Source organism: Dokdonia sp. 4H-3-7-5 (assembly GCF_000212355.1).
Classification (GTDB): domain Bacteria; phylum Bacteroidota; class Bacteroidia; order Flavobacteriales; family Flavobacteriaceae; genus Dokdonia.
Map to the genome: position 1 here is coordinate 1360416 of NC_015496.1, position 12881 is coordinate 1373296.

At 33.8% G+C, this 12881-nt stretch carries 11 protein-coding genes; all 11 read left to right on the plus strand.

Annotation, left to right across the window (positions count from 1 at the left end; all coding sequences use genetic code 11):
- Positions 1 to 25: 25 nt before the first annotated feature.
- The 11 genes from KRODI_RS05930 to KRODI_RS05980 all read left to right on the plus strand — a co-directional run bounded on the left by KRODI_RS05930 (position 26) and on the right by KRODI_RS05980 (position 12881).
- The gene (locus KRODI_RS05930) at positions 26 to 1024 is read left to right on the plus strand and encodes a hypothetical protein (RefSeq protein WP_013750679.1); all 999 of its coding nucleotides are present in this window, start codon (positions 26 to 28) and stop codon (positions 1022 to 1024) included.
- Between the two features lie 26 nt (positions 1025 to 1050).
- On the plus strand, positions 1051 to 2169 hold the full coding sequence (gene gmd, locus KRODI_RS05935) for a GDP-mannose 4,6-dehydratase (protein WP_013750680.1): 1119 nt from the start codon (positions 1051 to 1053) through the stop codon (positions 2167 to 2169).
- A gap of 7 nt (positions 2170 to 2176) precedes the next feature.
- Positions 2177 to 3229 carry a GDP-L-fucose synthase family protein gene (locus KRODI_RS05940; RefSeq protein ID WP_041295823.1) on the plus strand — a complete coding sequence of 351 codons (1053 nt, stop codon included), beginning with the start codon at positions 2177 to 2179 and terminating at the stop codon, positions 3227 to 3229.
- Between the two features lie 2 nt (positions 3230 to 3231).
- The gene (locus tag KRODI_RS05945; RefSeq protein ID WP_013750682.1) at positions 3232 to 4110 is read left to right on the plus strand and encodes an FkbM family methyltransferase; all 879 of its coding nucleotides are present in this window, start codon (positions 3232 to 3234) and stop codon (positions 4108 to 4110) included.
- A 21-nt stretch (positions 4111 to 4131) separates the two neighbouring features.
- Positions 4132 to 5403: an oligosaccharide flippase family protein gene (locus KRODI_RS05950; RefSeq protein WP_013750683.1), complete on the plus strand. Its 1272-nt coding sequence runs from the start codon at positions 4132 to 4134 to the stop codon at positions 5401 to 5403.
- Positions 5390 to 6472, plus strand: a complete 1083-nt coding sequence (locus KRODI_RS05955) for a glycosyltransferase (protein ID WP_013750684.1) — start codon at positions 5390 to 5392, stop codon at positions 6470 to 6472. The genes KRODI_RS05950 and KRODI_RS05955 overlap by 14 nt, the downstream gene beginning before the upstream one ends.
- Before the next feature lie 87 nt (positions 6473 to 6559).
- Positions 6560 to 7798: an O-antigen ligase family protein gene (locus tag KRODI_RS05960; RefSeq protein ID WP_013750685.1), complete on the plus strand. Its 1239-nt coding sequence runs from the start codon at positions 6560 to 6562 to the stop codon at positions 7796 to 7798.
- 62 nt (positions 7799 to 7860) lie between these two features.
- Positions 7861 to 9285: a hypothetical protein gene (locus tag KRODI_RS05965; RefSeq protein ID WP_049783431.1), complete on the plus strand. Its 1425-nt coding sequence runs from the start codon at positions 7861 to 7863 to the stop codon at positions 9283 to 9285.
- Positions 9286 to 9401: 116 nt separating this feature from the next.
- Positions 9402 to 10553 carry a glycosyltransferase family 4 protein gene (locus tag KRODI_RS05970; protein ID WP_013750687.1) on the plus strand — a complete coding sequence of 384 codons (1152 nt, stop codon included), beginning with the start codon at positions 9402 to 9404 and terminating at the stop codon, positions 10551 to 10553.
- Between the two features lie 35 nt (positions 10554 to 10588).
- Positions 10589 to 11812 carry a glycosyltransferase gene (locus KRODI_RS05975; RefSeq protein WP_013750688.1) on the plus strand — a complete coding sequence of 408 codons (1224 nt, stop codon included), beginning with the start codon at positions 10589 to 10591 and terminating at the stop codon, positions 11810 to 11812.
- A gap of 82 nt (positions 11813 to 11894) precedes the next feature.
- Complete coding sequence (locus KRODI_RS05980) at positions 11895 to 12881, plus strand: UDP-glucuronic acid decarboxylase family protein (RefSeq protein WP_013750689.1); 987 nt, start codon at positions 11895 to 11897, stop codon at positions 12879 to 12881.

Genomic DNA, 12881 nt, shown 5'->3' on the forward strand with positions numbered 1-12881 from the left:
CTAATATTCAATTTTAAGTAAGCTCATGAGTGATCACTACAATCAGTCTGGAAATCAGCAAGAAATGGACCTCTCAGATATATTTACTTTGATAGGTAGACTATTCAAGAATGTGATTTATTCTTTTTTTAGAATATTTGATTTTGTTATCAAAATGTGGTGGGTTTTTTTATTACTCATCGTTGCTGGAATAGCAATAGGGTTCGTTTTGAAGGAAGAGCCATCTTATGAGGCAAACCTATTACTTAAAACTAATTTTACTAGTCAAGCATATGTTTATACAGCAATAGAGCAGTTTAACAATAACCTTGAAGAAAATGATGAAAATTTTATAGTATCGCTAGGTAAATTACCAGAAAGCTTTAGTATTAAAGAAGTTAGTGTAGAGCCTGTAGTTGAGGTGATAGACCTAGTAAATTATATAGGTGAAAATGATGGTGCATTAGGAGAAATGACTAGAGAGTTTAAACTCAAGGATGATCGTGAATTATTTGCAACAGATAGGTTTTTATCTAAGTTTAAATTTCACAAACTGCAAATAGTATTTGACAGTGATAAAAATTTAGAAGACATTGAATCTTTCCTATCATTTATTAACGATAATCCATATGCTAAAGAACTTAAAAAAGAAGGCCTTAAAAACCATATGGCCTATCTTGAGAGTCAAGAACAATCCATTGTTCAGATAAATGAGCTTATTAACTCTTTAAATAAGGACAACAGTATAAGTAAGCAAGAGGGTAGAGAGGGTTTCTATTTTAATAATCAAAGCGAGAACGTAGCATCACTATTTGATACTAAATCAAATCTAGTAGAAGATCTAGAAATTGAAAAAAATGACTTTATAAGCTACACTGATGTTGCTGTTATCGTAAGTGATATACAGGCATCAAAGAAATCATCTATAGCAGATAACTTGATTATTATTTATCCATTAGGATTTGTGATTATATTTTTAATAGTCTCGGGGATATTAAGTATTTACAGATCATACAAGCGTGAAACGTATGCATTAAAAGGATAGTTTCTCCCACACATTAATAAGAATTTATGAGTAATAAAGTAGCATTAATTACCGGTGTAACTGGTCAAGATGGAGCGTACTTAAGTGAGTTTTTACTAAAGAAAGGCTATGAGGTGCACGGTATTAAACGCAGATCATCTTTATTTAATACAGATAGGATAGATCATCTTTATGAAGACCCACATATCGATAATCAGCGATTTTTTCTTCATTATGGAGACCTTACGGATAGCACAAATCTGTTTAGAATCATACAAGAAGTACAGCCAGATGAGATTTATAATCTGGGCGCAATGAGCCATGTACAGGTATCCTTTGAGATGCCAGAGTATACAGCAAATGTAGATGGATTGGGAGCACTAAGACTCCTTGAGGCAGTGAGAGCTCTAGATCTTGAAAAAAAGACGCGTATTTATCAAGCAAGTACATCAGAATTATATGGAAAGGTACAAGAAGTACCACAGTCTGAGACAACACCTTTTTACCCAAGAAGTCCTTATGCAGTAGCAAAGTTATATGCATACTGGTCTACCGTAAACCATCGTGAAGCTTACAATATGTTTGCGTGTAACGGTATTTTATTTAATCACGAGTCTCCAGTAAGAGGAGAAACTTTTGTGACTAGAAAGATTACTAGAGCCACATCAAAAATAGCTTTAGGGTTACAAGATAAAATGTATCTAGGAAATCTAGACGCAAAGCGTGACTGGGGTCATGCTAAGGATTATGTGAGAATGATGTGGATGATCTTGCAGGCAGATGAGCCAGAAGATTGGGTAATCGCCACGGGAGAGACTACGACGGTACGTGACTTTATAAAAATGTCATTTGCTCATATAGGTGTTACGTTATCTTTTGAAGGAGAAGGAATTGATGAAAAAGGAATCGTTACCGCATCAGAAAGTGCAGATTATCCTGTAAAAATAGGGCAAGTAGTTGTTGAGGTAGATCCCAAATACTTTAGACCTACAGAGGTAGAGCTTTTAATAGGTGATGCTTCAAAAGCCTATAATAAGCTTGGATGGAAACCAGAATATAAACTACAAGGACTGGTAGATGATATGATGCAAAGCGACCTAAGGTTAATGAAAAAAGATAGCTACCTGAAAGAAGGCGGATATAAAACGATGAATTATTTTGAGTAATATATCAATACCTAAAAACGCTAAAATATTCGTTGCAGGACATCGCGGCCTAGTGGGAAGCGCTATTGTAAATACACTTGAAGCAAAAGGTTATAAGTGTATAATAACACGAACTCATAAGGAGCTTGATTTAACAGATACTGTTGCAACGCAACTCTTTTTTGAAAAAGTAAAGCCGGAATATGTTTTCCTAGCAGCTGCCAAAGTGGGAGGGATAATTGCAAATAATACCTACCGAGCAGATTTTCTGTACGTGAATCTCATGATTCAAAATAATGTGATTCATCAGAGTTATGTACACGGAGTTAAGAAGTTATTGTTTTTAGGAAGTACTTGTATTTACCCTAAAAATGCACTACAACCTATGCCTGAAGAGGCGCTACTTACGGGCGCTTTAGAATATACAAATGAGCCGTATGCTATTGCAAAAATAGCAGGAATTAAACTCTGCGAGAGTTATAATCTGCAATATGGAACGGATTTCATTTCGGTGATGCCTACTAATCTATATGGATTTAATGACAACTTCGACTTAGAGAAATCTCACGTGCTACCAGCATTAATAAGAAAAATTCATCTTGCGAAATTACTCTCTGAAGGAAAGAATGATGAGGTTTGTAAGGACTTAGATGTTTCCGCTTTCGCGAAAGCGCAACCTATACTAGAAAAGTTTGGTGTTACAGCCGAAAGTGTGGAGATATGGGGAACAGGAACGCCTAGAAGAGAATTTTTATGGAGTCAAGATATGGCAGATGCTTGTGTACATATCTTAGAAAACACAAGTTTTGACGATTTAAAGGGAAGCACAACCGAAGTAAGAAATACACACATAAACATAGGTACAGGAGAAGATATATCTATAAAAGAACTAGCAACGCTTATCAAAGAAACGATAGGTTTTCAAGGAGCGTTAATTTTTGATAGTTCAAAACCAGATGGCACTCCGCGCAAGCTTACAGACGTAAGAAAACTTAATAGTTTAGGCTGGAAACATACGGTAGCGCTTGAGGATGGAGTTAATAGATTATATAGCTGGTATTTAGATATTAAGAACCGATAAAAATGTCATTTTACAATACACTTAAATTTATAGTTACACATCCTCTTAATAAGAAAAACCCTGTAGCTGGCCTTGTACGTTTTGGTAAATGGCAGTTAAAGAGTAGGCTTCTTAACAGGCCTATTATTTGCAACTTTGCTACTAAAAGTAAGCTATTAGTCTCTAAAGGGATGACTGGAGCAACCCAAAATATATACTGTGGCCTTCAGGAATTTAATGATATGGCTTTCCTTCTTCATTTTCTGCGAGATACGGATCAATTTATCGACATAGGGGCAAACGTAGGTAGTTACAGTATACTTGCTTCATCAGAGATAGGTGCTACCACGTTTGCTGTGGAACCAGTTCCTAAGACCTTTAAAAGCTTACAAAAAAATATAAGGCTGAATAATAGCCAAGATATAACCAACTCTTTTAATATGGGTGTGGGCAGTAGTAAAGGGAAGATTTTATTTACTGCCGGATTAGACACAATGAATCATGTAGCTATAGAAGGAGAAAAAAATACTATAGAGGTCCTTGTAGACACATTTGATAGTCTGTTTGAATTAAATAAAACTACTCTCGTTAAGATAGATACAGAAGGATTTGAATCTGCCGTTTTAGAAGGAATGGAGAAATCAATCTCAAATAGCAACTTGCAAGCTATAATCATTGAGTTAAATGGACTATCTAAAAGATATGGGTATGATGATAATAAAATTCATAATAAGCTCATAGAAAGCGGTTTTAAGCCATATGATTATAATCCTTTTGCACGCACTTTAAATTTACGCACATCGTACGGACAATATAATACTTTGTATTTACGTGATTATAAATTTATTTTAAACAGAGTTCAAGCGGCTCCATCATTTAAGATTCATAATACTGAATTTTAAATGTAACAATCACATAAGAGTTTGAAAAACTTTCATAAAATTAAGGCGTTAATTCATTCCTCATTTGGGAAGAGAATTTCTGTAAATTACATCTCGCTTCTACTTATTCAAGTTACAAACCTAGTATTACCTATAGTTACTTTTCCTTATCTCATCTCAATATTAGGCTTGCAGAAGTTTGGGTTGATAATGTTTGCACAAGCCATTTGTTCTGTACTCTACATTTTTGTTGACTATGGGTTTAGTCTCAGTGCAACAAGACAAATAACGCTACAGAGATCTGATAAGGAAGAAATGGCAACTGTTTTTTCCACTGTCCTTCTTATAAAAATTGTAATCGCTACAGGTGTATTTATATTATACGCTATTACTGTTTTTGTTGTGCCCAAATTTCAAATTGAAAAAGAAGTGTTTTTATTAAGCTACCTTATGGTCTTTGGACAAGCGTGCTTTGTAGATTGGTTTTTTCAAGGAATAGAAAAGATGAAAGTGATGGCACTCTTGAGTATTCTAGCAAAAGGAGTTTTTACACTTCTTATATTTGTGTTTATACGTGATGTGTCAGATTATATTCAAGTTTCATTCTTTATGGGTATAGGATATATTCTAGCAGGAATTCTAAGTATTATTTTAGCTTTAAAATATGTTTCTATTGTTAAACCTAGTTTAACCTTAGTAAGAAAATTATTGAAGGAAAGCTTTAGTTTATTTGTGTCTAACCTCGCTGCTAGATTGATTAATACTATTCCCATCTTAGTGCTAGGTTTCTTTGTTAATGAGTCTACAGTAGCTATTTACACAAGTATGGAAAAGCTTATCACAACTTCAAAAGGGGTTTTTGTTTCTCTATATCAAGCGTTATTTCCATGGTTAGTTAGTCAAACACGTTTAAAGCAGAGAGAATACGTAATAAAAATGTTACCTATAGTGGGTTTAATTGCAATTATGGTTACACTACCCTTCCTAATTTGTGGAGGATGGCTGTTAAACATATTGTATGATAATGTAGCTATAAATGAAAATAGTTATCTTTTCTACATACTTGCACTTAATATCATTTTCACTAGTTATTTTATGTTATTTATTGCCCATTATTTTCCTGCTGTTGGTGATTTTATGTCTCGATTGAAGACATTGGCTTTCTCAGCTGTTTGCGGGATCATAATAGGCTTAATCTTTATCAGTCAGCTTGAAATTCTTGGAGCCGTTATTACAGCCGTCTCTATAGAGGCCATCCTCTTAATATTCTCGATATATTATTTCATTAAAACGAAACCCGTTGGAATTATCTAAAGATAAAAAGTTGATTATTATTCAAACGGCTGTCCCAGATTATAGGAAAGGTTTCTTTAAAGCCTTGAGAGATAATCTAGGGCATAATTTTGTGTTGTATAGTGGTAAATACTATTTTGAAAAATCTATACAGTCTGACGCGACAATCCCTCATAAGAAGACTAAGAACACCTATCTCTTTAATGCGAGATTTTTAATTCAGTTTGAAGTCATAAAAATAATAGCGAGTGATAATCTGTTAGTGCTCGAACTCAACCCAAGAATAATTTCGAATTGGATACTATTGATAGGTAGAAAAATTTTAGGTAAACAAACGATACTGTGGGGACACGCATGGCCACGACAAGGTAAAAATGCTAGTACTGATAGTTTAAGACATCTCATGCGTAAGCTAGCAAGGGCTATTGTGGTATATACTCATAAACAGCAATTAGAACTTCAAGAGAAAATGCCCCGTAAAATCATTCTCGCAGCACCTAATGCGCTTCTTAATAAATCTCAAATGGGTGCAACTGCTGGAAGTCCTAAACATCTTATTTATGTGGGGCGTTTAACAGTAAGTAAAAAAGTACTTTTTCTTGCAAAGGCATTTAGCAAAGCATTTAATGATATTCCAAACGATGTACAGCTTTTTATTGTAGGAGATGGAGAAGAAAAGGAGGCTCTAGAATCATTTATAATAGAAAACAACTTGTCACACAGAATACATTTGCTGGGCCATATAAATGATATAGCTCGATTGAGAGAATTATATAGCAACAGTTATTTTAGTGTTTCTCCTGGTTACGTTGGGTTGTCTGTAACTCAAAGCTTTGGTTTTGGTGTACCTATGATCGTTTCACGAGATGAAAACCATTCCCCAGAAATTGAAGCAGTTCTAGACGGTGTAAATGCTGTTTTTTTTGATACTAATAGCGAATTTAGCTTTCGCGAAAGCTTAATAAACGTGTATAGCAATATTGATTTGTGGACATCGAAAAGAAATGAAATTTCCGCATTTTGCGCCAAAAATTATTCTGTAGAAACAATGGCTCAAGTATTTTGTAAATTGTTGAATACATATAGATAAAGAGTTTCTGTAATTATTAGCCAGTCAAGCGAGGCTTTTTTACTAGTACTCAACAAAAAAAGATAATCTCAAATAATTTTCAATTAAATGGATATAACAAGGAGTCAAAATAGCATCAAATTAGTAGATGGTGCTCTCTTGTTATTATTTGCTTCTATTTTATTACCCTCTAATATAAAATCGATTGCAATCGGCCTTTTTGCTGTTGTGAGTTGTACACATTTTTTTAGAAGTGGAAACACCTTTAATACTAAGTTTTTCTTTTTAAATAGTGCCGTTTTTACAGTTATGGTATTTACGTTATTCTATAGTGATAATCTTGAGTATGGAGTACAGAGACTTATCATGTTTCTATCTCTTGTAGTTTTCCCACTTTGTTTTTCTATGTACTCTCAAAGAGATATTAACTTCTTATATAGAAATAAGTATAAGTACTTGTTTTCATATATAATTACAGTGGTTCTATTTAATGTAATACCTTTTTTGTGGTTTTATATTACTCATTATAGTTTTATAGAAATGCTAGAACACTTTCCTATGACCATGAAATTAAATGTAGGAAAATATGGAATGCATGCTATATATCTATCCATGCATTGTAGTGTTGCTCTTATCTTTTCAGTGTATTTATTACAGGCCATATCAACAAAATGGAAAATAATTGGCTTAATTGTCTTAGATCTAATATTAATTTGTTTCTTACTAATTTACGCAAAGAAAGGGTCAATGATTGGTTTAACTATAGTTGCTTTTCTCTTTATACTCTTTCGACGAAAAAAGATAACTATAAGGCCTTATCTTTTTGCTTTAATAGGACTAATGGTACTCATAGTCGCAATTCCGCGCACTCGAGATAAATTTTTAGAATTTAAAAAAATTGAGGCAGTCTATGAAGGAGCTCCTACCTCCACAAATATTAGATATACTATTTATAACGTTGCTAAAGATGTTATACTAGATAGCCCTATTTTAGGTTATGGAGTAGGGGATTTTAGATCAGTTTTAACTGATAAATATCAGGAATTAGAAATACCAGTATTGCAAGAAGGAAGATATAATGCACATAATCAGTTTCTAAGTTTTTTGATTATTGGTGGTGTAGTAGCACTTCTAGCTTTCTTATCTACGCTTATAATAAACTTTATCTTTGCAGTTAGGTTTAACAACGAATTACTAATTCTATTTATCATTTTTTATGGCATTTTAATGCTTACCGACAATATTTTAGAGAAGGAGGCAGGTGTTGTATACTTTTCATTATTCTTTAATTTTCTTACTGCCAAATCGCTATTTGCAATTCCTAATCACAATGGCTTGAAAAGATAATTAGTATGGGTATAGTTGGGAATATTCAAGTTTAAAGATGTATGCTAGGTAAACTCATATTGATGTTATCTTATCTAATGATAAGTATATTTCTATTTGCAACATTCAGTGCAGATACTTCTGTATGGATATCATTTTTTTTAAGTAATCTTTTATTATTTGGAATGTTCTGGTGGCATTTGTATCAAGAGAAAGAGTTTTCTCCTTTTATTTCTGTGTTTCTTGTCTTCAGCTTTCTTTTTTTTATACTTTCTCCGCTTCTCCAAATAGGAGAGTTAAACCTTACAAATGGAGTTTTTGTAACGAAATTAAAATACTCCAAAGCGGCAATTGTACACACAAATGTGCTTGTAATCATATTTAACCTGACCTTTGCTATTGCATATCTTTATTTTAAAAAGTCTCGAAAACTGAGAGTTATTCCAGTTTATGATCAGACTAAATATAAAACCCTACCGGTACTAATTAGTATAGTCACTATCGCTACGGTGCTCGTTTTTATTGCTAGCTTCGGTTTTGTACAAGAAGAAATAAGAAGACATAGTGGGACCCCGTCATCTGCGTCGATAGGGATGCTTTTGTTGTGGAAAAAGGTGCTATTTATGATGCCATTTGCAGGAATCGTACTATGCTTTCAATATTTTGAGAAACGAAAAAAACTACCAATAAACATTATCATTGTAGTCTTACTTTTCTTAATTCTTGGAGCGTTTTTATTATGGTTTAAAAATCCTTTAACGGAAAAGCGCAACGCTTTAGGCCCCATCTACATTTGTATTATCTTCTTGATAGCACCTAGATTACTTAATAGCAATGTTAAAATGACGCTATTTATGTTCTTTTCTATGATTATAGTTTTTCCACTCTCTGCCATGCTCACGCATGTAACGGCTACGTTTAAGGAGATTTTAGACAAACCTAGAGTGTTATTGGACAGTTTTGAAGGATATGGTATAGGTCAGGTTTTTAATACCTTACACTATGATGCTTTTATAAATATTACAGCCACCCTAGATTACGTGAAATATGAGGGCTTTTCATACGGAAATCAATTGTTAAGTGGCTTATTATTTTTTGTTCCTCGTAGTTTATGGGAGGCAAAACCCATAACCACTGGAAAGTTAGTAGGTGAGCACCTTATTGAATATCATGGATTCCATTACAGTAATTTATCTAATCCATTAGTATCTGAGGGTTACATTAATTTTGGCATTTTTGGAGTCATTATGATGGCTATTGTTCTTGCAATCACATGTATAAAGCTTCTTTCATGGTTTAAAAGCGACGACTATCTCAAGAAGATTTTAGCACTCTACTTTTCTATTCATTTATTATTCTTATTGAGAGGTGATTTTGCAAATGGATTTTCATATTACGTAGGCATATTTGTCGGAGTTTATATACTTACACGCTTTATACAATATATAATGGATCAGATGTTTTTAAACCAGTTATTATGGAAGGCAAAACATAAGCAACAAATATAAAGAAGCTTTATACTTTGCAAATTTATAAATTAATGTAGGCATCATTTTGAACTGTGAAAGTGATTAAATTATCTGCATTTTTGATTGTTTTCACTTCTAATATCTCTCAGTAAGAAATGCATATAGTTCAAATACATAATAGATATAAAGAAATAGGCGGTGAAGACATCGTTGTAAGTCGAGAAAAATTAATACTAGAAGCAGCAGGTCATAAAGTCTCTCAATATATTGTAAACAACAATAATATTAATACGCTTTCGCGAAAGCTAAAAACCGCAGTATCACTACCATATTCATTCTCTCAAAAGAAAGTAATTAAAGCATTCTTACAAGAGAATTTACCAGATGTGGTGCACGTCCATAATTTTTTACCTATAATATCACCTTCGGTTTTTTACGCTTGCAAAGAGCTTCACATACCTGTAGTAGTTACTTTACATAATTACAGAATACTATGCAGTAACGGGCTTCTTTTTAGAGATGGAAAACCTTGCGAAGATTGTATAAAGAGTAAGTGGGGCATTCCTGCTATTAAAAATGGTTGTTATCAAGAATCTAAGATTGCAACGGTATTCCCAGTACTTAGTAACGCCATGCATGGACACCTACATACATGGTCCTCTTATATTGATAAAGTGATTCTGCTAAGTGAGTTTTCTAAAAATATTTTTAAAAAATCTCACATAACTTTTAGAGAGCAACAAGTTATAATCAAGCCAAATTTTACAGAAGATAGAGGCTACCTCTACGATAAAGAGAATTATATGCTATTTGTAGGGCGTCTCTCAGATGAAAAAGGAATTGTAAACGTAATAGAAGCTTGTATTAAAGCAAATAAAAGACTCAAAATTGCGGGTTCAGGTCCCCTTCATGAAGTAGTTGAGAATTATTCTTACCTACATAATAATATAGAATTTGTAGGAAATCAAGATGGAGAAGAGTTATCGAGCTTATATAAAAATGCTCAAGCATTAATCACAGCATCTAAGATGTACGAGACTTTTGGGTTAGTTATCATAGAATCATTCTCCTTTGGCACCCCAGTGATTGCGCCATCATTTGGAAATGCTGGGCAATTAGTTAAAGATCAATACAATGGATTACATTACAAGTTAGACGATATTGATAGTCTTACAGAAGTGATTGAAAAAGTAGATCATCTAGATCAAGAAATTATGAGAAATAACGCCCGTGAAACATTTCTGAAAAACTATACACCTCAACAGAACGTATCAAAATTGCTAGATGCTTATAAATCCGTTTTGTGATTATGAGATTCAATTAAACTATTTTTACAAGCCCTATGAATGACCTACAAGGAAAACACATCACGCTTATCTCCTTAAACTTCTATCCAGAAGACACGGCAATAGGACTTTACAGCACACAACTAGCAGAATATCTGGAATCACAAGGGGCTTTGCTTTCGGTGATTACAGCATTTCCTTATTACCCAAAATGGGAAATAGCAGAAGCATATCAAAACCAAGGAACTTATCTGCATGAGAAAAAAGGAACCATTAATATTTACCGTTATAAGCAGTTTACTCCCAAGGAGCCTACATTCTTAAAGCGCGTTATTCACATAGCCGACTTTACCATAGGGTCAAGATTTAATTTTAAACAAATCACAGAATGTGATATTGTGATTTCTGTAATCCCTTTTACGAGTAGCGCATGGTTAGGTAATACGCTTTCGCAAAAGCGTAATGCAAAACACTGGATTCATATTCAAGATTTTGAATTTGATGCGGCTTTTCAGTCGGGTCTTGCCTCTGGCAATGAGAATACAAGTTTTGCTTATAAAACTTTGATGAAATTAGAGCGTAGTATTCTTAATAAAGCAGATTGTGTAAGCACCATAAGTTATACAATGCTGGCCAAACTCAAAGAGAAAACCACTTCCGAAAACTACTATCTCCCCAACTGGATAGATGAAGACGAGAGTGACCCTTTAAAGGCTGAAGAACATTCTTATTTCTCAAAAGAGAAATTTAGTATCTTATATTCAGGTAATGTGGGAGACAAGCAAGACTGGCAATTATTCACTAACGTAATCAAAGCATTAGATTTTAATAAGTTTGAAGTAATTGTAGTAGGAGCAGGGGCAAAAATGGAGGTTCTCAAGGAAAATCTAAAAGACACTAAAGTAAAATTCTACGCACCAGTTCCATTTATAGAATTGTCAAGTTTACTCGCTAGTGCAGATGTGCATATTTTATTTCAAAAAAGTGAAGTTGTAGATACTGTTATGCCTTCAAAAATTCTAGGTATGATGGCTAGTGCTAAACCATCTATCATAACTGGTCACCCGGATGCAGAACCGGCTAAGATCATAACTGATTCAAATGGTGGGATTTATAATTCGGTTATTGACTATAAGTTAATATTGAGTCAGCTAGACACTCTTAACTTGTCTCCAGATACAGCTATGACTATGGGTGCAGCTGCAAGAAAGTATGTACTTGAAAAATTTGCAAGGAAACCTATTTTAGAAAAATTTACTCAAACCCTGAGTAGGTTATAGGGCTTAGGCTTTACAAGCAGGCAATACTTCCTTACTTTTACGAACACAGATTTTCAAGTCTGTATAGATTAATCAATCAATTATGAAGAGAGTTTTAGTTACAGGTGCTGCAGGATTTTTAGGATCTCATTTATGTGATAGGTTTATTAAAGAAGGTTTTCATGTAATTGGTATGGATAACCTTATAACGGGGAGCTTATCAAATATTGAGCATCTCTTTAAGTTAAAACAATTTGAGTTTCATCATCACGACGTTACGACATTTGTACATGTGCCAGGTGAATTAGATTATATTCTACATTTTGCATCACCTGCGAGCCCTATAGACTATCTTAAAATACCTATACAGACACTTAAAGTGGGTTCTTTAGGGACACACAATCTATTAGGATTAGCCAAGGTGAAAAATGCCCGTATTTTGATTGCATCAACATCAGAAGTTTATGGTGACCCACTTGTACATCCTCAAGATGAAAATTATTATGGGAATGTAAATACTATAGGACCTAGGGGAGTATATGACGAGGCAAAACGTTTTCAAGAATCTATCACGATGGCTTATCATCGTTTTCACGGTTTAGAAACTCGTATCGTACGTATATTTAATACATATGGACCTCGCATGAGGCTTAATGATGGTAGAGTAATACCTGCCTTTATGGGGCAAGCACTTAGGGGAGAAGATTTAACGATATTTGGTGACGGTTTACAAACACGTTCTTTCTGCTATGTAGATGATCAAGTGGAAGGGATTTACCGCCTACTATTGAGTGATTATGCATTACCAGTAAACATAGGCAATCCAGATGAAATTACAATAAAAGACTTTGCTGAGGAGATTATAAAACTCACGGGAACAGATCAAAAAGTAATTTATCAAGATCTACCAGTAGACGACCCTATGCAACGTAAACCAGATATTTCTAAAGCAATCGAAATATTAGATTGGGAGGCGAAAGTAGGTCGTACAGAAGGGATGAAAAAGACATTTGACTATTTTAAAAGTTTACCCCAAGAGCAATTATATAAAAGTGAGCATAAAGACTTTTCAAAACACATACGTAAGTAA